Origin of the sequence: Halodesulfovibrio marinisediminis DSM 17456 (genome assembly GCF_900129975.1) — a bacterium.
Lineage (GTDB): Bacteria > Desulfobacterota > Desulfovibrionia > Desulfovibrionales > Desulfovibrionaceae > Halodesulfovibrio > Halodesulfovibrio marinisediminis.
The window spans coordinates 35,963-55,927 of record NZ_FSRG01000006.1; the positions used below are offsets into that span (position 1 = coordinate 35,963).

Consider the following 19,965-nt stretch of genomic DNA (forward strand, 5'->3'; position numbering starts at 1 on the left):
TTCCAAAGGGAAAGGGAGAGAGTTAGGATAGCCATATCCCCCCCCGAGCCTATTCTGCTCTCTCCTTTTCCAATTAACTCACCGCCATTTTATGCCCACATAACTACATACATTGCAGCGCCGCTATCCCTATCGAAACAAACCACAATACATAATAACAGTGGGTTACTATTAACTTTTTTTAAAAAGCATTGACTCTTTTAACAGGTACTGGTCAACATCACGCTCCAAGTTTAACGAAGTGGCTTCATACGCCATCATCACTTCCCAACCAATACTTGGCTCCCTGTGCCTACTGAAGCACACCCAATAGAAAGGGAGGAAGCTGGAATGATTTTCTATGCCTTAAAAAAATCAATTCCAGTTTCCTCCCTTTTTGTATTCACCGGCCAATATCAAAGCGGTGTCACTTCAAAACAAAGCAGCATCGCTATTTAATATAATAATGCCAACATGTTGAAGTTCAAAATGTAATGTTTTCGTAACGTTAATGTAACATTAATTTTCACCATATTAGTACACCCTCAACATACGCTTCTATCTGTTGAGGGCGGGAGGAGACTACCAGAGGTTCTAGCACCTCAAACAAACTCTCATTATGTTCTCCTCCCTCCTTACAACTATCCCACTACAATCTACGCAAACCTGCCCGCGCATAAAAAACGCCACCTGTTTTGAGGTGGCACCAAGTAACACATAAAAAAATATCTCGTTAGTGAACGACAAAAAACAACCTCATCATGATGTTGGGGGAATTTTTAATACAAGTTTACGTTTATTGACGTTTCAGCACGTTCCATTTAATCTCACTCGTCAAATTTCAAATAATATCAGGTGATCACATATGCGACGTTGTTTTCTCATACTTCTAGTATTCTTTGTTCTCTCCACCTCATTTGCATTTGCGAATAATGGAGCACAACAAATTAAAATCCAGCAACCGTCACAGCCACCAATCATTATCTCTATTGGTAGTCCCCCTGCTCAAGCTTCTTCCGTCACCTCCTCTAAAAACGAAGAGTCTACCTACCACCAACAACGGACAAACGATTTTAAAGCAGAGCAGTTACGCAAACTCAAAGCTCGCTTTGAACGCCTTGAAAAAGATATTGAAAACAACAACAAGCTACAAAGGTTGAATAAAAAAAGTTTTGACCAACTAATTTCATTAGTAACATTTGTTATTACGCTATTCGCTGCCGGTGCTGCTTTTGCCTTTTTCAATTTATTTGAAAAAGCAAAGGTTGAATCTGAAAAAATGAAAATATTTTATGCTGACGAAATGAATTCAGTTCATGAACAATTCTCAAAACAGGCTCAAGAGCAGGCTGAAAAAATCGAACAAGCGAATACGAGTGCATTAGAAGAGTTCGAAAATAAAGTTAACTCTGAATATGAACGCTTATTTGATGAATTCGAACACAAGTATCAAACAACGCTTCACGAGATTGAAGAACGAGGAAAAAACACTCTCATACAACTCGAAAAAAGAGGCGAGTTAGAATTCATTACTCTACAAGAAAAAATGAGAACTTCACTTAAAGCAAGTGAAGAGTTTCTTGCAAAATACGCTGACGAAGTTGCTGAAACTAAGGAAATGCTTTCTGAGCTCCAGAATAATAAAGGCCAATTCACACCTGAACAACTCAAAATACTTGATGAAATATCGCACTCAGAAACTCTTCCAGCTAACCTTAGAACGCAATCACAACTTATAAGAGCCTTTAAAAACAGCGACTGGAAAGAAGCATTAGAAATTGCTGAACAATTACTTGAGGCTGCACCGACACCGAGTATTCATTATTATGCCGCCGCTAGCGCTTTTAATATAGGCGTTAACTTACATAATCCTCAAAACAGGATTCCTTATTTTGAAAAATCAATCGCATTCTGTAAATCAGCATTAGCAAGGTACGGCACGTTATCTTGGGAAATTTACCTTAACTGGGCAAACGTATATAGAGCACAAGCTGAATTAGTAATTAAATCTAACGAACAAAAGGAATTAATACTAAAAGAGGCGCTAAAACTCCTAGCGACAGCAATCGAACAACAAGGTTCAAATATTTTTATAGGGATAGAACAAGCTCGTATTCTTGAATCTCTTGGAAAATTACCTACTGACAATGCAAAAGATTTTATAACCAAATCAGACAACTTATTTGAACAGCTCATATCAGAAAATCCAGACTCATATATCCCATTAGCTCGATATGGCAATAGCTTACTAATAAGAACAAAGATTAAGGACTGTGAGACAGAAGAATATCAAAAAAACATTAACAAAGCTTGTGAGGTATTGTTAAACGCAGAGAATCTTGAGGAAGGAAGCGGGTCTTATGATCTTGCTTGTATTGCATCCAGAAACAATGATATGGATGAATGCAAAAAGTGGCTTGAAACCTATTTTGCCAACAAGTTCTTTGAGTTACCAGCAGACTACATTATTAATGACACAGATTTAGCCAACGTTCATCAAGAACCGTGGTTTAACGAGCTCATTGAACTAGCCTTTAAGAATAAAGAACAAAACGCTGCATAACCGAGATATACATCTCTCTTTACTTTACACCCTACTCGACTTCACATCACGTACAAAGTGCCACCACTAGCAATTCATCAAACGGCCCCTCCCCCAACCTCATCAGAGATCGGGGGAGGTCTATTTATCTAGCCACCCACTCTAAGCCTGCCCCACTCCCCCACCATATTCAATCTCTGAAGACACACAGAGAACAAATTCCCTGCTGGAACTCCCCTTTCAGTTAAACACCACAATAACAGTTGATTATATTACAAAGATGTAATTGCTTTAAAAACAAAGAAGCATGCTAAAATACGGCGAAAACTTCACGACTGGGAGTAAACTTGATGGAACCCCCGTATGTTAAAGATATTTTGTTTTCGCTTGTTGATGGAATATATGCCGTAGATACAACACGTAGAATATTGTTTTGGAACGACGGAGCAGAAAAGCTTACAGGCTATAGTTCCGCTGAAGTACTAGGTCGACGATGTGCTGAAAATGTGCTGTGCCACATTAGCTCAGAGGGACAGGTATTGTGCAACAACGGCTGTCCTCTAAAAGCGGCAATTCACGATGGCTCTGTCGGAGAGGCAGTTGTTTTTTTACATCACAAACAAGGTCACCGCTTGCCTGTGTCGCTTAAAGCTTCTCCTTTAAGAGATGAGAATGGCAATATCATTGGAGCAGTTGAGACGTTTTCTTTAGCTTCTTCTCGGGAAAATGTTTTGAAACGATTTGAAAAAATGCACAAAGCCGCCTTCCTAGATAAGCTGACAGGCATTGGCAACAGACGTTTTGGAGAAGCAACGCTGGAGAATTTATCTCTGCAGCTGCCCTCCACCTCCTATGCTGTGTTATTTGTTGATATTGACCATTTTAAAGATGTTAACGACACATGGGGACATGCAGCAGGCGATGACGTTCTCCGTATGGTTGCCAACTCTCTTACCTCAGGCATACGGAAAGATGATTCTGCTTTTCGCTGGGGCGGAGAAGAATTCTTAATAGTTCTTCCCAACTGCGCCCCCAAAGAATTAGCAAATGTAGGAGAAAGGCTACGAATGCTGGTTGAAAACAGTTGGCTGGAACACGACGGAACTATTCTCAAGGTAACTGCATCATTTGGTGGGACAATTGCCAACAAGGATGAAGACACCAACTCCGTATTGCAGCGAGCTGACGAACAACTGTACCTTAGCAAAGGAAATGGTAGAAACAGGGTAAGCATTGCCATCGAACAGTCGCAAGAAGAGCCAAACTCTAAAGCAAGGTAACCTTCCATTCTCCATAAAATTATACAAAAAACCTCCCCCGACCTCATTACGAGATCGGGGGAGGTTTTTTATCTAGTCCGGCATTCAAAATAGAATACTTCTTCGCGTTGTTGGCGCACGATATTTTTTCCCAGAAAAAAAGTCCCTCCCAGAGTATATGGGAAACATAGCGGAAGGTTGCGTTGGGAAAGACTTAAAGCACCCAAGGAGGATTAGCGCCGGCGTGGCTGCATTACTACATCTTCAACAACAACATGAAGGCACTCGACAACAACACCGGGGCACCCAAACATTTTTTGGAATGACTCTAAAACCATTTTCCGAGCTTCTGCCTCATCATGTGCCTCTACTCCCTGATAGTTAACGCCCAGTTCACTAAAAATTGAAAGCTCCTCAGTTACTACCGCAGGCTTAACACACAGATCATACTGAATCATTCGACCTCCACGATACTTCTGCAACAAACTTCAGCCCCTCAACCAAGAGCCTCTACCCTACCATGCAACTAAAAAAGACAACAGGGCATTACTAAAAAAAAAGACACCTCTTGCGATGTGCTCCCTTCTATTTAATCTTCCCTTGTACCATAAGAAGCATGCGCAACTTGCAAAAAAACCTCCCCCGACCTCATTATGAGATCGGGGGAGATTTTTTTTACTCTTTTATTCATCCAAAAAATCCAGCACGGATATGCATTTCTTCTTTAGGACAAAAAGCGCATATCCCATCCTCATTTTTCATTTTTTCTGCACTTCCATAAAAAAAGTAAAAGCAATCCGAACAAGTGCGCTAAAGAAATGTCCTCATCAGCTATGGTAACTCTGCAAACGGAGCGGCTTTTCAAGGCTTTTCACAACAGATAAAGTACGCTAAAAAATCGCCATTCCTCTATGAGTTCGGAACATGGAGGAGTCATCACGTTGTCAGGCTCTACACATATTTTTTGGTTAAATGGGGCTCAGTTAACCTCCCTCTGGAGCCACTACCACAAACGTAGCTGCGACCTCACATCGAACCTGCGTCATCTACTTGAAAGGAGTGCCATTACATGCATGCAAAGACAATCCGTACTGCAGCAATACTGCTGATGCTGGCCGGAGCAACGATACTAACCGGATGCCAGAGTGCGTACTATTCCGCTATGGAGTCCGTGGGCGTTCATAAACGCGATTTGATGGTGGACCGAGTTGAAAATGCTCGTGACACCCAGACTGAAGCCAAAGAACAATTCAGTTCTGCGCTGGAGCAGTTCCAAGTGGTACTTGGCAAAGACGGCGGCGAGTTACAGGACATTTACGAGCAGTTGAATGACGAATACGAAGAATGCAAAGCTCTCGCTGATGAAGTGAAGGACCGTATTGATTCCGTTGAAGACGTGTCAGAGGCTCTGTTCGATGAATGGGAACAGGAAATTTCTGAATATTCCAGTAAGAAACTGGCATCAAAAAGCCGCAGAAAGCTGATTCAGACCAAAGCACAGTACAAGACCATGATCTCAGCCATGCGCCGTGCAGAAAAGTCCATGAAGCCTGTACTGACCACCTTGCACGATCAGGTGCTGTACCTGAAGCATAACCTCAACGCTCAGGCAATCTCCTCCCTGAAGGAAGAGCTCGGCGACATTAAGGTGGACGTAGCTTCTCTTGTTAAACGCATGGAACACTCCATTAACGAAGCCAACCAGTTCATCAGCACCATGAAATAACGGTGTACTCATATATAGCGTTCCGACAGGCCGCTTAGGACAATACAAGCTCATAACTTTTCGCAAGTTATGAGCTTTTTCTTTTGTGTTACGTAGCCTTTTGTTTTGCGCACCTCAGCAGCATAATGCAAAGGTGAAGTTTTTCCGCAGGTTGATAGCCGCAACTCCTGATTACATCACGCTTTGCTCCAGTCGCTTGCCAAAAATATCATTACATAATCTCAGAACACTAATACGATGAAGGCGTGCAAACAAATTGGCTAAGGCGGTTGTTAAATTTCAACCTATTTTCGACATAACACTCTAAAATAAGGAAGAAAAAAATGGCAACGACCACTAAAGTACGCCCTAAGGTAGACAAAGTTATTATCGGCAAAAAAATGCCACTGAATAATGAAGATATCCATCTCATTGAAGAATCCAGAAAAGAAAAAGAAGCGCTACCAGAAAACGAAAGACTAGCACGCTTCGACAACATAATTCATAGATCAGGATGGTGTGGATTCGCCAATGGCGGCCAAGTTGACTACATTTTGAACACCAACCCACGAAAAACCTACAATGTTACTGTTAACATCGATTGGCGTCGCGGAATTGAAAACGGCTTTTTCACCGAAACACACGTAGTGCCTGCTGGTGGTAAAGTGATGCTTGGTTGCACACAAACTAACAATATTCCTGTTACCAAGTACCATCGTCGGGTTGTAGGCGAAGTATAGAAGAAAGTACTATGAGTAACTCCCAAAAAAAAGCCCCCTGCCAAATGGCGGGGGGCTAACTCTTGCAGGCTACTTTCTATTCTCTAATTTCTTCCTTGGTATCTCTCAAAATACTGTTTCAATAAATCAAATAACGTTTCCGAGGTGCATGTATGGAATAACGTTAGTGCTTTCTGAATGCCTGAATCTGAATCAATCCCCGGCTTACTAACTTCTTCCAACCACGCAAAACTATTACCTAACGTATTGTCGCCTCCATGTTTCAGAGCATTGAAGGTCTCATTCAAGCACATCTCACAAGTAAGGCGTAAATATACGTCTCCAGCTGCTTCGGTAATCCTTAAAAACTCTTTTTCTGAAACGATTCCCATAGAAGCAACAGCCGTGTGCTGCGTCATAATCAGCCCCGACCACAACGCTAATATTACCGTATCCTTTGGGGTTGCCGATTGCAGGAGACATTTCTTCAACTCATATTCATAATTTATTTTCTCATCTATGGGCTTATCAACTGGACTTCCGATCAAATTCAGCAAGGTGCCATACAGCTCGTCCTCGGTGTATGCGTTGAATAAGGCTATTGCCTTCCGAGTACCTGCATCTGAATAATTCTCTGCTGAACGAACTGACACTAAGTAATCCAAACCATTATTTAATGCGTTAGGACCTACGTGTTTCAAAGCATTGAATGTTTCATCCAGACACATTACACCACCAAGACGTACATATACGTCTCCAGCCTCTTTGGTAATCTTTAAAAATTCCTTTTCTGAAATGTTTACCAGTGGAGCTACAGCTGTGTGCTGTGTCATAGCCAGCCCTGACCAAAGCGCTAATATTACCGCATCTTTTGGACTTGCCGATTGTACAAGGCAGTCTCTTAACTCTTTGTCATAATCTCTGGCTTCAGCAGCCAAGCTTCCAATCAAAAAAGCTAAGCACACCATACCAAGTACAAACAATTTTTTCATCGCAATTCCCCGTTTCCTCTTCGCGCCGGCTTTTACTCTCTCATTTCCATCTCCTGCATGATTCAGAATAAATGCTTAGCGAAGCGCCCGTAAGTATACAGTAGCTGATTGGCTCTTTTAATAATAAACGAACTCATCCCACTGATTACTAAGAGAATAATATCGTTATTTCCCATTCCTCTCTTCTACATTCTCCCACCGCATACGGGGTTCTGGACATTGCGCCTCATCTTTTCTCACTCCACAGTCACACCTCCGCCCTTTCACACATAAAAAAAGCCCCTAGTCAGGCTAGGGGACTCCATCTTCTCTTCATCAAAAAAAAAGTTTCTCACATCATAAAAACACTTGCGACAACAAGGCCTAGTCTGTTAACCGAGCGAACCTTTTCAAACAAGCTAATGCCCCCACCTTTTCAAGAGGTACAAAAGGGCAAGATTTTATATTTGCACACTGAAGGATACGACAAAAACAAAAAACCATAAACAGGCTTACCTCGGGAGCATAAATGCCCCCACTGCTCGTATCCAATTTAAATATGATGGCACATTACTAAGGAAAAACAGAATGGAGATATTCAGCTACTCACTCGCAATGCTAGGAACCGTTGCATTCGCTGTCACTGCCGTACTTGCGTCTTCCAAGCAGGGCATTGCCCTCTTCGGAGCATGTGTGCTCGGCATCATCACAGCAATTGGTGGTGGCACAATCAGAGACCTGACCCTTGATGTACCTGTTTTTTGGGCAACAGACCTCAACTACATCTGGGTCGGACTTGCCGCAAGCATCGCAACTTTTGTAGCGACGCCTTTTTTCAAAAGAAAACTTATCCATTCGCTCATGTTGTACATTGACGGACTTGGTGCATCTCTTTTTGCAATACAAGCAATGGATAAGGTGTCCGAATTACAATTCGCAATGCCAGTGGGTCCTATCTTATTAGGCGTTATTACTGCCATTGGAGGAGGGGTAACTCGTGATGTTCTTGCTGGTCGCAAAACACTTATAATGACAAGAGAACTCTATGCAACGCCTGTACTTCTGGGTTGCATACTCTTTTCCGCGCTATCGCATATTTTCCCTGAACACAGGGCTACATGGGCAACTATCTGCATAGCCTTCATTTTCGGAATACGTTCTGCAGCGATTTATTGGAAACTCTCTGTTCCGGATTGGCTGATGACAAAAACTGCAGAGGATGAAGATCACTAACGTACGACTCGACTCCGATTCAAAAATCGAGCTTAAGCCTCAAAGCTCAACGGGCACTGCTCCCCACTCTCCACTATATATAATGCTAACGGGTTTCTGAAGAACGCAAAGTCTTCGGAAGCCCTTTTTGTTTTCAAAGTTGAAACAGGTAAATGTTTCCGACACACACAAAACAATCACTACAAGCTCCATAGTTCAAATCAATACAAAGCATTAGTAACAGCCTAACTTAATAATCCCCTTACTCACTAACAACCAACTGCCCCAAATGTAGCTCTGCACCTAAAATTTTGAGGGAATCATGAGCCTTTCTTACATCTTTAAGGCTCTTATCCGCCCTCCTTCCTTTCCCAATTTCTCTCTTCTACTTTCTCCAAACGCATGCGGGGTTCAAGACATCATGTCTTATCTATGCCCCACTCGTTTACACAGACAAAAGAAGCCCTCTACGTAGGCAGAGGGCTTCTTGTATCTATTTCACTTCTTATTCCTTAGTCCGCGTCTTCATTCCGTCAAAGTGAGTAATGCATACTTCTCTACCGTCTATTTATTACCTCCAGTCCACTAATCCTCTACGTTTCACTAACGTCAGTATCTGCTGAAGACAAAGACCATAAAGAACGACAAGACGTTATGGCTTAACTTGATTATTTCCCAAAGCGAACGGAACTATCTGTATTAACAGATAGAAACATCATATACTCAAAACGAATATTCACTCAAAAACTAAGATCATCACAATACGGTGATGCCTTAGATCTCGTAAAAAAACAAAAAAGGAAGGATGCTATGCGTCGTTACCGAGTACTACTAGTTACAGCTTTGTGCTGTCTGTTTACCCTTAGTGTATCTTCTGCCGTTTTAGCTGAAGAGCAACAAACTTCTCTGTTTGCCAACCCCACACAGGCTTCAAAAGCAGAAAGACTGGTTGAGATGTCAGAAGTTCCCACTTCTATTCAGGACATTGCCGACATGCGTGATCAAGGCATGGGCTGGGGTGACATTGCTCACAGACTCGGTGTCCACCCTAGTACATTGGGGCAAGGCTTTGTTGAAAACGACCCTAATATCAAGGAACGTACAATTGGGATAAAAAGTAGAAGCAAATCAAATAATAGAAGTGGTTACGGAAGAGGAGGTAAAGGCAACAAAGGTGGCAGAGGAGGCAGAGGTGGAAAAGGCGGCGGTAACGGTGGTGGCAAAGGCGGCGGTGGCGGCAAAGGTGGTGGCGGTGGCGGTGGCGGCAAAAAATAATGTAGCTTGCCACTCGAAATAACCTCAAACGTCTATCTTTCCCTACTACGATTCTTGAGGGCTTCTGAAGAACGCCAAATCTTCGGAAGCCCTTTTTGTTTTCAGAGTTGGAACAGTTAAATATTTCCGACACGCCAAAACAGTCACATAAGCTTCAACGTTCTAACCATACAAAACCTAAATAAAAAATTAATTTAGTAAACCCCTTACTCACTAACAACCAATTGCAACCAATGTAGACCTGCACTCAAAAAATGAGGGTATATTCTCGAGTCTTTTTTTACATCTCAAAAATCTTTATCCGCCCTCCTTTCTTTCTCCTCTCCCTCCATATGTAGCAGCACCGCAAATAAAACACGCCCTGCTCTTTTAATAAAAAGTTTCGAATGTTACACCTTGCCTGTAACGTTAATGTAACATCAATGTAACACCTGCGGCACATCCAAAAACGAATAGTGAGTATTCACTCAAAACACAACATCCCATTCCTTTCGGGGAGGCAGTCAGAGGATTAAATGCACCTCGAACAATCCCTCACGACGGCCTCCTCGCTCTACATCAACTCCCAGATAGATTAGGCTGCGATTAACTATCGCACTGCCTCCTCCCAGCCAGCTCATCGGAAACAACCCTTCTCCTTACGCAAAAAAACATAACAATTCCTTGACTGACTACTCAAACACCTATTATGAACTCCGCTCCCTAATTGGTAGGGAATATACCCAGAATTGGGAGGGGTGTTATTGAATTTTATCTCAAAAAAAAGTTCAATAACACCTCCCTCTCACTCACTATCCCACCACATCATCTCTCCATTGCTAATCAGCAAGTTTGCTCCAAGTGTTTCTTTTATGCCTCAACAGATATTAACACTGTTTACACAAAACTAATATTTTCAATTGGTTATTTACATTAAATGAAAAAGTGTTACAGTACCAAAAATGAGACACATCCCTATTCTCGAAAGGGAGGAGCAACACAATCATCTCGCCTAACATATACACAAAAAAGACTCCTCCCTTTCCACTAATAAGCACCACACTTGTGAAGTTCAGTGCTTCACAGACAAGGGAAGAGAGTAGAACACCAATTACCCCCGCCTACGTTCTGCTATCCCCCTTTCTAATCACCTCAGCACAATAGCTGCAAACAGTTGACATACAGCTCATCAAACAACACCTCCTACCTGCGTAGCAATCCCTGTCATAAACAGTACCCTGCTTTGATGCGATTCAGGCTCTTCCAGATTTGCATCAACTGCATCAGAATCCGAAACGCAAAAATGTAGGCATGCTCCTGCTCATCCAATAGACACAACAAATCCCCCCAGCCTCATCAAGAGATCGGGGGGAACTTCTTATCTTGTCAGACAACCTAACGGTGATCTGCTTCTTGGAAATCTTCAATTTGCGGTGGTCTCAGAGCAAACCAGTCAAAGTGAAAAACTTCTTCGCGCCTCTGGGGCATGTTACTTTTAGTCACAGTAAACAGTTCATGACTGGGCATGCCAGTTTCCTGATTAACAACAAGCAGGGTTAACGGTGGCAACTTGTATTTATAACAATAATGCACAATTGGCCCTAGCATCTGGGTTATTCCCCCAGCGCCTTCAAAGCCCAGCATGTCTGCAATGCCGCCATAGGTGTAGGTTTTACGTTCCTTCGCAGCACAAATAAGGATGCTCCAAATCTGGAGCGCACGTTGATACTTCGTCACAATGCCCCCTAATTTAAACTTCTCTTTATTTCTGGAATGGCAAATAAAACCTGTTAATTACATATGCACCAATACATTTACCTAGTATCAAAAACCCTGCCAGAAATTGGAAGGGGTTAAGAGCACCTAAGAATAATTACAGGCTGCATGGCTGTAATTCCACCCCTTCATCAAAAACATGAAGACACACCACAACAACACCAGGGCACCCAAAAATATTTTTAAATGACTCTAAAGCATATTTGCGGGCTTCTTCCTCGGTGCCTGCCTCTACTCCCTGATAATTAACACCCATACTACTAAGAACTAACTGATCCTCTGTTGCTACTGCAGGCTTAACGCACAGATTGTATTTTTTCATAATACCTCCCCATCACTACAGCGTAAGTTTCAATCGATTCTACAAGTAGTCTTAGCTTACCATGTAATTCAAAAAAATATAACAGAACATTGCAGCTAAATTGAAAAAACTTATTGAGACATTGCCACTTCAATTCAACTTTTTTCTGTGCTCATGGGGATAAAAGGAATATCATCCTCATAAAATTTTACACATTATTTTAATTTGTTACCCCAATCACCGAAGATCACTCTTAATGCGATAGAGGCAGTTATCAAAATCCATTCTGTAGCAGTGCAGCTCATGCCCCATGTCATCGGGGCTGCCCTCTAGCATTCAAAGCCTAAATTTGACAATGAACTGACAACTCAATAGCTAGGGAATGTTATTACTACTACCCCTTCAATTTTTTGCGTTACCCTTCTTACTCTCGATAGGAACAAGACTTCTACTAACAGTGAATCTTCAAATAGGATTAGCATGACCTCCACCACAATTAAGAAGCGATTAATAGAAGCATTATTATGCATTTTCATAGTGACTAACCTGCTGGGCTGTGCCCAAAAAACAACAGAGCCTCCCACAACACCAACAGATAAAACCTCCGCAAGCGATGTAGCAGCCCTTGGTGTTTTAGCAATCATAGCAGCTCCTGTGGCACTAGTAACTCTTCCCTTCACAGCACTTTCTGCCCTTAGAGGAGAAGATATCGGTCTTTCAGAACTCGGCCTAAAAGAAAAATATGGCCCGCCAACTACCATTTTCACCTGTGCAAACGAGTTCTTCTCACTTTGGCACTACCACCACACTGAAGGTCCGAATAAGAACGTCTACTTTTTCATTTCCAATGCCGGATATGTCGAAGATGTGCAGTTCAAAAACAAGTACGAAGGACTGTGTACACCTTTGGAAAAAGTTGACACCCCATAGCAGCATCCACACACCGACCATAAATAAAGGGTTTCTGAAGAACATAAATTCTTCAGAAACCCTTTTTATTTTCAAGCATTTAAACATCAGAACAACAACTCTAATCTGCTGTGTATTCTGAAAAAAATCGAACACCCATCTCTTCTATGAAGATTACACCGAGTGTCCCCCGCCTCTAATCCAATATAATTTCAGGATGAAGCTTGACTAAATAGACTGTTGTCTATTAGAAAGCAGATATTATATAGCAACGCCTATGCTAACAAATGGGGGGGAGGGGCTAGAGTTCTTTTACGCCAATACTACTCTCACGCCACCCTCCTTTCCAACTCTTCCTTATTTCTCAACCGATACTGTTAATATCACATATAGCATTCCAATCTTGCATGCCATTATTCTACTACGTCAAATTGAAAATTTTATTTATGCAAGGATGTTAGTTATCTCTGCAATTTCTTCACTTCTGAATATCTAAAACAGGAAACCACGTGGTCATTTACCATCCCTACAGCTTGCATATATGCGTAGCAAATTGTAGGGCCGACAAACTTAAACCCGGTCTTCTTAAGACTCTTGCTCATATCTTCAGATTCTGGCGAACTGACAGGAAGATCAGACACAGTCTGCCACGTGTTGTTTATTGACGTACCATCCACAAAAGACCAGATATAACGATCAAAGGTCCCGTATTCTTTTTGAACTTCGAGAAAGCACTTTGCATTTACAATGGCTGCGTTAATCTTGAGCTTATGTCTTACAATGCCTGAGTCCGATAACAACTCTTCTATCTTCTTTTCTGAGTATTGTGCAATTTTCTCAGCATCGAAGTTGTCAAAAGCAGCTCGATAGGCTTCCCGTTTTTTAAGAATAGTACTCCAGCTTAAACCGGCTTGCGCGCCTTCAAGAATCAACATCTCAAAAAGCAGACGATCATCGTGAACGGGAACGCCCCATTCTTCGTCATGATACTTTGTATCTAAAGAGCCTGTATTCGCCCATTCGCATCGATTCATAACGCCCACTCCTTTGCGGCATCATCTACTCCTACAGCACAGATGCTAACCATATAAAACATAGATGTTTTGCACAGAATAAATATGTGCAACTCAAAAAAGAGACAAAAAAACTCCCCCAACCTCATCACGAGATAGGGGAAGAACAATTTTACTTCTGCTGTTCACTAAGTTGCGACAGTAATTTTCTCGCAGGTGGATACCCGCTTTTTGCTGATTTATCTAACAACAACGCTGCGTTAAAATAGTCTTTTTCTACGCCTTGGCCTTTTAGATATCGTACAGCCAACTCATACTGCCCAACGGCGTCACCTATATCTGCACTTCTTTTCAAATACGTAATTGCCATTGCATGGTTAACCTCAGTCCCAATCCCTTTATCATAACAGTAAGCTACGGTCCTCAAGCACCCCGACATTCCCTTTTCTGCAGCCTTGCGTGTAAGTTCAAATCCTTTTTGGGAATCTCTAACAATATTTTGCCCCAAAAGATAATAATTACCAAGAATGGCCATAGCTTTAGGATATTCCTGTTCCGCCGACCGCTTAAGCCACTTTATGGCTTTCTTCTTATCAACAGAAGTTCCTTTTCCCTGATAGTACCCCTCAGCTACATAGAGTTGTGCGATAGGATGACCATTTTCAGCAGCTCTCTTAAACCATGCAAAAGCAACAGTCTTATCTTCATCAACGCCACGACCGCTGGTATACAGGCATCCCAACCAGTACTGTGCCAGCATATCATCTCTTTCTGCCGCCTTGCGGAAAAGCTTTACTGCCTTAGCACCATCTTTATCCTCATCGCCGTACTTCAAATAGTAATCGGCAAGTAACACCATTGCCTCTGTATTCTCTTCTGACAATGGACGCAGAATGTTGAGAGCTATTTCATCTTCTCCCATTTCCAAGGCTTGTTTTGCCTCTTCAACAGTGCCCCCAAGCACTGTACATGGTAACAAGCACACCATCAGCAACATCACAGCAAACGAATCACATAGCCTTCTCATAACCACCTCAAAAATATACAGTCTTTATCACTACTGCCCCTCTACATGATTACCTATCGAATAGAAATGGTAAGCTACGTGTTTAAAAAATGTAGTATTCAACCTGCAATTATTCTTGTAATAACAAGTAATAAGACAACAATACCTTACCCCAAAAGGTATAGCAACGTTCATTCAGGAGGCTTCATGAATTCCGGCATTTCCTATGCTGAACAAGCACGCCACAATGCTCTTAACGGACAAACCTGTTCAGAAGCTGTTATGACAGCATTCTCAACCCTTTCTAACCTTGACGAAGCCACCGCGAGGAAACTGGCAAGCGGTATGGCAGGAGGCATGGGCGGAACAAAGAAAAACTGCGGTGCTGTTACCGCAGCGTATATGATTTTGGGACTGCTACTAGGCCCTGAGTCTGTTGAAGATAAGAATAAACGCGAGAATGTAAGCAAACTTGTTGCAGAATTTTCAAGACGATTCAATGAACAGTTTGGCACAGCAGACTGTGCAATACTTACAAATGGCTACAACTTTACGTCTCCTGCCGATATGAAGCGTCTACGTGCATCCGGAAAACCTGAATCGATCATTACAGGAGCTGCTGGTCTTCTTGAACAGATACTCATAGAGCAAGGGGTTCTTCTTGCCGAAAGGGAAAACTCCACCCCTTAATATAGAGCTTTGTCCTTACCATACCGTACAATTAAAAAACTAAGACGGCACCGCAAATAGCCAGTGCTGAACTGTTGCTGCTTTGTATACCGCCTTGCAACTTACCTTGTATCGTTACCAAAAAACACTTTTTTAACTCTGCACCAAAATTATCGGCGATTTCAAAACTCTTTCTGATACTATGAAGGTATCCCTCAGCTTTCAGAAAACGTTAGCCAAGCCATGCAGGAAACGCCATGCCACAAGATTCCTCAGACCTTATTATCCCGCCAAGCATTCAGGAAATAGCAGGAGACCTTGCACCCGACAGTAAAAGTCTTCGGGTAAAACTCATTTCCACCTCAATTACCCTCATCATCCTGTCGCAGATTACGCCCGCTGCATTTTCCTTACCTGAGAAAACCGACTCTCTGCCGCTCATCATATTTAAATATCTTGTAGAATATGGATTTAGAAATATATCTTTCCTGCTGTTCTTCCTTACCCTTATATTCACGTTACTGTACTTGCTGGAAATTCCGCAAAAATCAGTCCGACTTAAAAGGGCTCAACTTCTTGATCAAAACACAAACGCCGAACAAGTTACGACAATCCTCAACATTGCGGAAAAACTGGCTGACATTTCGAGTAACGATCTTGAAAAAGTGCTGGCTAAAATTCCCATCGAGACTCAAGCTAAAAAACAGCTATCAACCTTAAAAGAATACACTGCCATTGCAAAAAATGAATCTACCCTTAAAAAGCCAAGTAACTTCGTCAACGAAGTATCTCCCCTTGTTTTAGCAATCTGGGGGCTTTCTGCGTGCCTGCTTACATATGTATAGCCTCAAAATAAATCTCTTTTTGTGCCGAAGCACATTTTCACAAAAAAAAGGAAGCTACAATTGTAACTTCCTTTTGTCTTTCAACCTGAAAATAAGCATCCAAGACCTGTGACAGCAGATCACATCGTCTACTAGCTTCTCTCGCCTTCAATACTTGTTACCGCGCCACTACTGCTCATTGTATGGGTTGCTTTTGTAATGCTCCACTCTCCATCAAGACCTGTGCGAAACTGTTCAAGAACAACTCGCGATTCAGCAACTAAGTCCGGATTAAAAGGAAGAGTAAGCGAAAGTGTCCATTTGCCCCGCTCATACATTTTAAGGCGCTTTTTCGCCGCAAGAAGTGCTGCCTCTTTGTTCGCGTACATCCCTTTGATACGGAAAGTCGGCTCTTCCTTTCCGACGACAAGTTCTACGTTCTCTGAGCCACCGATATCGCGATACGTTGCAATCACCTTTTTAAAAGCACCTCGCAACGAGAGCTTGGCAGAACCGCGTGTCACCTGCTGTTTCGTCAGCTTAATGACCGGCATCTTTTTCCCTTGAGTATTCTTACCTTCCCCGCGTTCAACAAACAGTAATTTTCCGCCATTTACTTTTGAAATAGCGTCATGCTCTTTTGCAATGCGCGTAAGCAAATGCATGTCGGATTCATCGATTTGATCAATGTGTTGCAATTCAACCTGAACCAGGCTTGGAGAAACGGCTGGTTCAAGTCCATGTTCACTCGCAATTGAAGAAACAAGAGTGTTAATCGTTCCCGCAGGAAATGACCGGATTTTTTGAGACTGTAACGGAGAAAAGCCCGTTGAGCTTTTTTCAAATGGAGCCGCATTGGCTGAGATTGTCATACTGTTAGGCGGAAAACTTAACGAAACCTCATCTACAACATACTTCCCCATAGCCCATAGGGAGTTCTTTTCCCCCATGTATACTGCTAGCTCTGCGCCAGTCTGTGGAAATGCGATTCCGGGATCATTCAGCTTGATGCTCAGCTTATCAGATTCATTTCCAGCGGCATCTGTAATGGAAATTTCTGCACTATGCTCCTGAAGCAGCTTTGTAATATCCTTGCCATTTGCCGTAATCTGGTAATCAAGAGCATAGCCTACCATAGCCGGACACTCTCTTTACTTTTCGGCTTCGGCAAATCAGGAAGCGTAACCGCAATCCCAGCCGGTAGAACCGCACCGGATGCCGCAAGCCCCCTGTTCGCAATTAAAACCTGTTCAAGCGCTCCTGTCTGCCCTGCATAATGCTTGAATACAATTGCATCCAGCACATCACCCTGCTTTGTCCGGTAGATCACGCTCATAGGTTCTCCCCATAATATTTAAGCTCTAAACTAAACTCTATTTTTTGAGGAATTCCAGCCTGTAAAAAATCACTATTCTTTTCTTTTACACTGGTTATGCACCAATACCCTTTTAGATCTCCCATTCCGCTGATGAGGCATAGAGGCTTTCCAGAACCGGCAAGTTCACGCATAGCATCTACTTGCTTCAACCCTCCACGAAATGTCGGGTAAATCACTCCGGACAAGCTTAATGTTTCAGTCCCTTCGCCTGTGAACTGTAAACACGGAATATTGCCAATACGCGCCTGTTCTGCCCAATTGTATGTGCTCGAACGACTTGCACTTTGAAAAGCTGCGGTCTTCGTAGAGAACACAAAATCTCCCAGCCTCATCATCTCTTCAGGCTGAAGCTTTTTTTCTGAATCCTTAGGCATAGTCAAACATCTCTCCTGAAGTATTCATAAACTCAGCATGTACGCTCTGTGCAACTTCCTTCGAACTTTGCCCTTCCGATGCGTATACGTTGATAGTGACATTCCGGTTATCGTTTAATTGCTTCGTCTCAGTTGATGATGCCATTGGCACCGGCTTTGGAATCAATTCTTTTGAGTTGTATCTTGGAACCTTCTCGCCGCTTATGCTGTAACCAACTGCATCGCTGCCATCTTGAGTTACAAACTCTTTTGAAACCGAATCACCTACTACGCGTCTCGTCTTCGATTTCTTCTCTTTTTCTTCCTCATCATCTCCGCCAAAACCAAAGAAGGTTCCGATGGCTTTAAGAACTCCGCCTTCCATAAAGGCTTTTTTCAAGTCATCCCACATCGTAAATACACGACCGATAGCAAAACCGATAAGACCAATTGCCAAACCAATCGGGTTTGACATAAAAGCTGCGGTAATTGTGCGAAGTCCCGTTAACAGCATTGGAAAGACTGTCGAGCCAATGGAAGCAAGGGTAGAGCCGACTGATGCAAACATAGAACCCAAAAGAGGCAGAGCATTAGAAGCTAAAGGGACAATAGCTTGGCTAATTCCTCCAAGCATAGAACCTAAGTAAGGCAATACTCCTGTCGCCACTGAGCCAATGGATTTACCAACACCGACAAACACGGAGCCAAGATGAGGAAGAACACTAGAAGCTAACGGCGCAACAGCCTGCCCGATATCCCAAATAGTTTTCACCATCTTGTAGCCGGAAAAGGCAAATTTCGCGCTCATGACTCCGCCGACAACCGCCGCAACGGTTCCAAACCCGCCAACGGCATCAATTACTTTTAGTATAACTGACCCAACAGAGGCCAGTACACCTAGAAGGCTAAGAGCAAACTCACCAATCTTTGGTAATGCTTCACCAAGCATTTGACCGAATTTTTTAATATCATCCTTATGCTCGTTAATCAGCGCACCGATCTTAGGTCCAAGCGTTTTAATAGTTTGCTCCAACGCTCCGCCGATTTCCGCCGCAACAGCACCAAAACCACCAAAGGAATCGAAAACGCTACCGATAGCGGAACCTGCCGAAGTCAGTACCCCCACAAGGCTGAATACGACCTCAGCAATCTTAGGTAATGCTGCACCGATCATCTGGCCGAATTTTTTAATATTGCCCCTATGTTCGTTGAACAATTCTCCTATCTTCGGTGCCAGATTTTTTACGTATGGCTCCAACGCCCCGCCCATCAAGCCACAAAACTCTGCTTTGACAGATGACACGACAGTGCTGATAGAACTCATAGCGTTTGAGTACTTTTCCGATCCCTGACGTCCTTCTTCAGTAAGCACACTTAACTTTGCCTGCTCGTTATACAGCGTCTCCAAACTGACTTTAGTTTTCTGAAGCGAGCCTATAAACTGGCTTCCATCGCCACTGAATATCTGCTGGGCAAGAGACTTTGCCTTGTCTTGGTCTCCCATCTCTTTCAAAGCAGAAGTTATCTTCATAAATTTCTGCTCTGGAGACATCGACTCCAGCTCTTTTAATGACAATCCAAGCTCTTTAAACGCTCCTCCAAACGCCTTGTCTTTTCCAGAAATCTTGGCTTTGCCAAATTTTTCATTCATCTCCTTAATCATCTTTCCAGCACTACCTGCTGACAATCCCGCGCTGGATGCAAGTCCTTCCCAGGTTTCGAGTCCCTTTGCTGAAACACCTAATGATCTTGCCAATGTCACCTGCTGGGCAGTCATTGCATTCACCCCAGCAAACTTACTTTCTATCTTTAGAAGACCACCAATTTTACCATATAACCACTTAGCACTGTTTGCTGTTTTTCCAACCACCTTGTTGAGACGTTCCATCCGCCCAACACCCTTGACCGAGTCCAATCGCTCTGAAGTGGCGTCGGCCTCCTCGCCTAAGGAACGAAACGCCTTCGTAGTCTTACCTACTTCAGCAGAATTAAATAAGGGCGCAATTGCGCCCCCTACTTCAGTTATTGATTCTTTTTTAGCTGTCATTAAGCCTCCCTACCTCATGTACCCACATGACAAGCTCCTCACACGACA

General features: G+C 42.8%; 19 protein-coding genes. 9 read left to right on the forward strand and 10 right to left on the reverse strand.

Translation table 11 applies throughout. The features are described 5' to 3' along the window. Positions 1-844: 844 nt before the first annotated feature. Positions 845-2,542, forward strand: a complete 1,698-nt coding sequence (locus BUR09_RS11465; RefSeq protein WP_074217091.1) for a hypothetical protein — start codon at positions 845-847, stop codon at positions 2,540-2,542. Positions 2,543-2,871: 329 nt separating this feature from the next. Next, entirely contained in the window at positions 2,872-3,801 is a 930-nt protein-coding gene (locus BUR09_RS11470) for a sensor domain-containing diguanylate cyclase (RefSeq protein ID WP_074217092.1), read from the forward strand. A gap of 212 nt (positions 3,802-4,013) precedes the next feature. Here the strand turns inward: BUR09_RS11470 and BUR09_RS11475 are convergent, their stop codons facing one another. Next, positions 4,014-4,238: a hypothetical protein gene (locus BUR09_RS11475; protein WP_074217093.1), complete on the reverse strand. Its 225-nt coding sequence runs from the start codon at positions 4,236-4,238 to the stop codon at positions 4,014-4,016. A 611-nt stretch (positions 4,239-4,849) separates the two neighbouring features. Between BUR09_RS11475 and BUR09_RS11480 the strand changes: the two genes are divergently transcribed. Continuing rightward, positions 4,850-5,506 carry a DUF2959 domain-containing protein gene (locus BUR09_RS11480; protein ID WP_074217094.1) on the forward strand — a complete coding sequence of 219 codons (657 nt, stop codon included), beginning with the start codon at positions 4,850-4,852 and terminating at the stop codon, positions 5,504-5,506. 323 nt (positions 5,507-5,829) lie between these two features. Continuing rightward, entirely contained in the window at positions 5,830-6,225 is a 396-nt protein-coding gene (locus BUR09_RS11485; protein WP_074217095.1) for a hypothetical protein, read from the forward strand. 83 nt (positions 6,226-6,308) lie between these two features. Here BUR09_RS11485 and BUR09_RS11490 read toward each other — a convergent pair whose 3' ends face one another. Continuing rightward, entirely contained in the window at positions 6,309-7,196 is an 888-nt protein-coding gene (locus tag BUR09_RS11490; protein ID WP_074217096.1) for a hypothetical protein, read from the reverse strand. A 567-nt stretch (positions 7,197-7,763) separates the two neighbouring features. On the opposite strand from BUR09_RS11490, the gene BUR09_RS11495 reads away from it, so the two are divergent. Both BUR09_RS11495 and BUR09_RS16890 read left to right on the forward strand, forming a co-directional pair. Then, entirely contained in the window at positions 7,764-8,408 is a 645-nt protein-coding gene (locus BUR09_RS11495) for a trimeric intracellular cation channel family protein (protein WP_074217097.1), read from the forward strand. A 789-nt stretch (positions 8,409-9,197) separates the two neighbouring features. Beyond that, positions 9,198-9,662 (forward strand): hypothetical protein, encoded by a 465-nt coding sequence (locus BUR09_RS16890; RefSeq protein WP_084539456.1) that lies wholly within the window; start codon positions 9,198-9,200, stop codon positions 9,660-9,662. A gap of 1,374 nt (positions 9,663-11,036) precedes the next feature. On the opposite strand, the gene BUR09_RS11500 is transcribed toward BUR09_RS16890, so the two are convergent. Together BUR09_RS11500 and BUR09_RS11505 are read right to left on the reverse strand one after the other, a co-directional pair. Continuing rightward, complete coding sequence (locus BUR09_RS11500; protein WP_217694184.1) at positions 11,037-11,378, reverse strand: hypothetical protein; 342 nt, start codon at positions 11,376-11,378, stop codon at positions 11,037-11,039. A 136-nt stretch (positions 11,379-11,514) separates the two neighbouring features. Further along, positions 11,515-11,739, reverse strand: a complete 225-nt coding sequence (locus BUR09_RS11505) for a hypothetical protein (protein WP_074217099.1) — start codon at positions 11,737-11,739, stop codon at positions 11,515-11,517. A gap of 459 nt (positions 11,740-12,198) precedes the next feature. On the opposite strand from BUR09_RS11505, the gene BUR09_RS11510 reads away from it, so the two are divergent. Continuing rightward, a complete protein-coding gene (locus BUR09_RS11510; RefSeq protein WP_074217100.1) occupies positions 12,199-12,648 on the forward strand; it encodes a hypothetical protein in 450 nt (149 codons plus the stop codon). 440 nt (positions 12,649-13,088) lie between these two features. On the opposite strand, the gene BUR09_RS11515 is transcribed toward BUR09_RS11510, so the two are convergent. Then, positions 13,089-13,661: a DNA-3-methyladenine glycosylase I gene (locus BUR09_RS11515; RefSeq protein WP_074217101.1), complete on the reverse strand. Its 573-nt coding sequence runs from the start codon at positions 13,659-13,661 to the stop codon at positions 13,089-13,091. A 151-nt stretch (positions 13,662-13,812) separates the two neighbouring features. Beyond that, positions 13,813-14,562 (reverse strand): tetratricopeptide repeat protein, encoded by a 750-nt coding sequence (locus BUR09_RS11520; protein WP_245796739.1) that lies wholly within the window; start codon positions 14,560-14,562, stop codon positions 13,813-13,815. A gap of 291 nt (positions 14,563-14,853) precedes the next feature. Between BUR09_RS11520 and BUR09_RS11525 the strand changes: the two genes are divergently transcribed. Together BUR09_RS11525 and BUR09_RS11530 are read left to right on the forward strand one after the other, a co-directional pair. After that, a complete protein-coding gene (locus tag BUR09_RS11525) occupies positions 14,854-15,336 on the forward strand; it encodes a C-GCAxxG-C-C family protein (protein ID WP_074217103.1) in 483 nt (160 codons plus the stop codon). A 236-nt stretch (positions 15,337-15,572) separates the two neighbouring features. After that, a complete protein-coding gene (locus BUR09_RS11530; protein WP_074217104.1) occupies positions 15,573-16,160 on the forward strand; it encodes a hypothetical protein in 588 nt (195 codons plus the stop codon). 131 nt (positions 16,161-16,291) lie between these two features. Here BUR09_RS11530 and BUR09_RS11535 read toward each other — a convergent pair whose 3' ends face one another. The 4 genes from BUR09_RS11535 to BUR09_RS11550 are packed head-to-tail and all read right to left on the reverse strand — an operon-like array spanning position 16,292 to position 19,917. Next, the gene (locus BUR09_RS11535) at positions 16,292-17,275 is read right to left on the reverse strand and encodes a contractile injection system protein, VgrG/Pvc8 family (RefSeq protein ID WP_074217105.1); all 984 of its coding nucleotides are present in this window, start codon (positions 17,273-17,275) and stop codon (positions 16,292-16,294) included. Next, complete coding sequence (locus tag BUR09_RS11540) at positions 17,269-17,475, reverse strand: tail protein X (protein ID WP_074217106.1); 207 nt, start codon at positions 17,473-17,475, stop codon at positions 17,269-17,271. Before BUR09_RS11540 ends, BUR09_RS11535 begins: the two co-directional genes overlap by 7 nt. Next, positions 17,472-17,891 carry a phage tail protein gene (locus tag BUR09_RS11545; protein WP_084539458.1) on the reverse strand — a complete coding sequence of 140 codons (420 nt, stop codon included), beginning with the start codon at positions 17,889-17,891 and terminating at the stop codon, positions 17,472-17,474. The genes BUR09_RS11540 and BUR09_RS11545 overlap by 4 nt, the downstream gene beginning before the upstream one ends. Further along, positions 17,884-19,917 (reverse strand): hypothetical protein, encoded by a 2,034-nt coding sequence (locus BUR09_RS11550; RefSeq protein ID WP_074217107.1) that lies wholly within the window; start codon positions 19,915-19,917, stop codon positions 17,884-17,886. Before BUR09_RS11550 ends, BUR09_RS11545 begins: the two co-directional genes overlap by 8 nt. Positions 19,918-19,965 lie beyond the last annotated feature (48 nt).

What these genes read in the sequence shown, in the direction of transcription:
- BUR09_RS11465 (WP_074217091.1), top strand. Translation starts at nt 845, where the DNA reads ATGCGACGTTGTTTTCTCATACTTCTAGTATTCTTTGTTCTCTCCACC.
- BUR09_RS11470 (WP_074217092.1), top strand. Translation starts at nt 2,872, where the DNA reads ATGGAACCCCCGTATGTTAAAGATATTTTGTTTTCGCTTGTTGATGGA.
- BUR09_RS11475 (WP_074217093.1), bottom strand. Translation starts at nt 4,238, where the DNA reads ATGATTCAGTATGATCTGTGTGTTAAGCCTGCGGTAGTAACTGAGGAG.
- BUR09_RS11480 (WP_074217094.1), top strand. Translation starts at nt 4,850, where the DNA reads ATGCATGCAAAGACAATCCGTACTGCAGCAATACTGCTGATGCTGGCC.
- BUR09_RS11485 (WP_074217095.1), top strand. Translation starts at nt 5,830, where the DNA reads ATGGCAACGACCACTAAAGTACGCCCTAAGGTAGACAAAGTTATTATC.
- BUR09_RS11490 (WP_074217096.1), bottom strand. Translation starts at nt 7,196, where the DNA reads ATGAAAAAATTGTTTGTACTTGGTATGGTGTGCTTAGCTTTTTTGATT.
- BUR09_RS11495 (WP_074217097.1), top strand. Translation starts at nt 7,764, where the DNA reads ATGGAGATATTCAGCTACTCACTCGCAATGCTAGGAACCGTTGCATTC.
- BUR09_RS16890 (WP_084539456.1), top strand. Translation starts at nt 9,198, where the DNA reads ATGCGTCGTTACCGAGTACTACTAGTTACAGCTTTGTGCTGTCTGTTT.
- BUR09_RS11505 (WP_074217099.1), bottom strand. Translation starts at nt 11,739, where the DNA reads ATGAAAAAATACAATCTGTGCGTTAAGCCTGCAGTAGCAACAGAGGAT.
- BUR09_RS11510 (WP_074217100.1), top strand. Translation starts at nt 12,199, where the DNA reads ATGACCTCCACCACAATTAAGAAGCGATTAATAGAAGCATTATTATGC.
- BUR09_RS11515 (WP_074217101.1), bottom strand. Translation starts at nt 13,661, where the DNA reads ATGAATCGATGCGAATGGGCGAATACAGGCTCTTTAGATACAAAGTAT.
- BUR09_RS11520 (WP_245796739.1), bottom strand. Translation starts at nt 14,562, where the DNA reads ATGGGAGAAGATGAAATAGCTCTCAACATTCTGCGTCCATTGTCAGAA.
- BUR09_RS11525 (WP_074217103.1), top strand. Translation starts at nt 14,854, where the DNA reads ATGAATTCCGGCATTTCCTATGCTGAACAAGCACGCCACAATGCTCTT.
- BUR09_RS11530 (WP_074217104.1), top strand. Translation starts at nt 15,573, where the DNA reads ATGCCACAAGATTCCTCAGACCTTATTATCCCGCCAAGCATTCAGGAA.
- BUR09_RS11535 (WP_074217105.1), bottom strand. Translation starts at nt 17,275, where the DNA reads ATGGTAGGCTATGCTCTTGATTACCAGATTACGGCAAATGGCAAGGAT.
- BUR09_RS11540 (WP_074217106.1), bottom strand. Translation starts at nt 17,475, where the DNA reads ATGAGCGTGATCTACCGGACAAAGCAGGGTGATGTGCTGGATGCAATT.
- BUR09_RS11545 (WP_084539458.1), bottom strand. Translation starts at nt 17,891, where the DNA reads ATGCCTAAGGATTCAGAAAAAAAGCTTCAGCCTGAAGAGATGATGAGG.
- BUR09_RS11550 (WP_074217107.1), bottom strand. Translation starts at nt 19,917, where the DNA reads ATGACAGCTAAAAAAGAATCAATAACTGAAGTAGGGGGCGCAATTGCG.